Genomic DNA, 1,770 nt, shown 5'->3' with positions numbered 1-1,770 from the left:
TGAAATAATGATTATTTTAGTAAATGGTGCAGAGATACATCAATTGAATTACGTTGGATTCGAAATTGCTTTTAAGAAAGTTAATTGATAAAACAAAAACGATCTGCCAACAGCCGTTAACCGCTATTGCTGGATTTTCGTGGTTTCACTTCTATTTTTCACGTAAAACTATTATCTTAGCAGACAGTACGCAGTTCGCTGGCTTCGCAACAGTCGGTTAGCGGCGAAACGTTATATGCCATTTCTCAAAAAAAACTGCAAAAAAGATGTTCGTATACCAAAAATTGGTATATTTGAAAAAAAGAAAAGGTCATGGCAAAAAACACATCAATTTTATTAGGAGACTATTTCGAAAATTTTATTAGCGAAGAGATTTCTTCCGGTCGTTTCAGTTCAGCAAGTGAAGTTGTTCGTACAGCTTTAAGATTACTTGAATTGGAAGAGCAAAAAATAAAAAAACTAAGAGAAGAAATTGAAATCGGTGAAAAAAGTGGAATGGTTTCAAATTTTGATCCTGAAGCACATTTGGCAAGTCTTCATAAAAAATACTTATGAAAATAGAATACCGAATAAGTGCAAAAGCATTAGAAGACATAGACAAAATTTGGCTTTACACTTTAGAAAATTGGTCACTTAATCAAGCTAACCATTATTACCGGTTAATCTATCAAGAAATTGAATACATCGTTGAAGATTTTGAAGGTGGAAAAGACATTGGAAATATTAAATTAGGTTACAGACAGTTTAGAGTGAAATCGCATCTAATTATTTACAGAAAAGGTGATGATGGAATTGTGGAAATAGTTAGAGTTTTACATCAGATGATGGATATTCCTAATCAACTATGAACGAAACGGCATATAACAGCGGTTAGTAGCTATTGCTGGATTTTCTTAGTTTCACGTTTGTTTTTCACGTAAAAATTCTATCTTAGCTGACAGTACGCAGTTCGTTGGCTTCGCAAAAGCCACTAGCCGCGAAACGTTAGCAGAAAGCTTTGACCAAAATCGTAAATATTATAATGCGAAATCAAAAACCGAAAAATAATTTGTTGAAAATATTACTGAATAATTTCACAATATTATTACTCATTGGTATTATTATCTTTTTTTCGTTAAAAAGCGACAACGAGATTGCTGAACTTAAACAAAATGGTAAAAAGACAAAAGCTATAATTTACGATAAGAAATCTGTTGGCTCTAAAGGAACAATTCGGTCTTTTTATAGGTTTAAAGTAAATGAAAGTTATTATGAAGGTTTTGATGATAATGAGAACTTAGTGAAATTTGACAGTATTATAATTATTTATGCCAAGAATAATCCAGAATTGAACAGGTCAAAAGAATTTGTCGACAATTATTAGCTCATAATCAAGCCTTCTGCTAACAGCCGTTAACCGCTATTGCTCGATTTTCGTGGTTTCACGTCTGTTTTTCACGTAAAACTATTATCTTAGCAGACAGTACGCAGTTCGCTGGCTTCGCAACAGTCGGTTAGCGGCGAAACGTTGGCAGTAATTTTGCCCAAAAAAGACGAATTCAATAACTTAATGCAACAAATGAATAGAAAAAAATATTTTTTAATAATTATATGCATTTTTACAATCTTATATATACTTTTCAATTATTCTGAAAGTTTTAGAGCTAAATTTTTAACAACTTACAGTAAAAATTATAAGGAAAGTTTATTTAATGATAAATTAATTGGTATAAGCGAATTAGAACTTTTGAAAAAATTAGGTAAACCTCTTGAAGTAATTCAAAATTTGGA

Annotated in this window: 4 protein-coding genes; all 4 read left to right on the top strand. The window is 31.2% G+C overall.

Features of this window, described 5'->3' with window-relative positions; all coding sequences use genetic code 11:
• Positions 1-312 precede the first annotated feature (312 nt).
• Positions 313-555, top strand: a complete 243-nt coding sequence (locus tag C0512_RS15425) for a type II toxin-antitoxin system ParD family antitoxin (protein ID WP_290863173.1) — start codon at positions 313-315, stop codon at positions 553-555.
• Complete coding sequence (locus tag C0512_RS15420; RefSeq protein WP_290863171.1) at positions 552-848, top strand: type II toxin-antitoxin system RelE/ParE family toxin; 297 nt, start codon at positions 552-554, stop codon at positions 846-848. The genes C0512_RS15425 and C0512_RS15420 overlap by 4 nt, the downstream gene beginning before the upstream one ends.
• Positions 849-1,051: 203 nt before the next feature.
• On the top strand, positions 1,052-1,363 hold the full coding sequence (locus C0512_RS15415; protein ID WP_290863169.1) for a hypothetical protein: 312 nt from the start codon (positions 1,052-1,054) through the stop codon (positions 1,361-1,363).
• Positions 1,364-1,558: 195 nt separating this feature from the next.
• Positions 1,559-1,770, top strand: a 212-nt coding sequence (locus C0512_RS15410; protein ID WP_290863167.1) for a hypothetical protein, incomplete at its 3' end; no start/stop codon positions are given.

This window comes from Flavobacterium sp. (assembly GCF_013822155.1).
GTDB lineage: Bacteria > Bacteroidota > Bacteroidia > Flavobacteriales > Flavobacteriaceae > Flavobacterium.
Note: the sequence above shows the minus strand (reverse complement) of the source record. Positions and strands in the feature narration are given on the sequence as shown.

What these genes read in the sequence shown, in the direction of transcription:
- C0512_RS15425 (WP_290863173.1), top strand. Translation starts at nt 313, where the DNA reads ATGGCAAAAAACACATCAATTTTATTAGGAGACTATTTCGAAAATTTT.
- C0512_RS15420 (WP_290863171.1), top strand. Translation starts at nt 552, where the DNA reads ATGAAAATAGAATACCGAATAAGTGCAAAAGCATTAGAAGACATAGAC.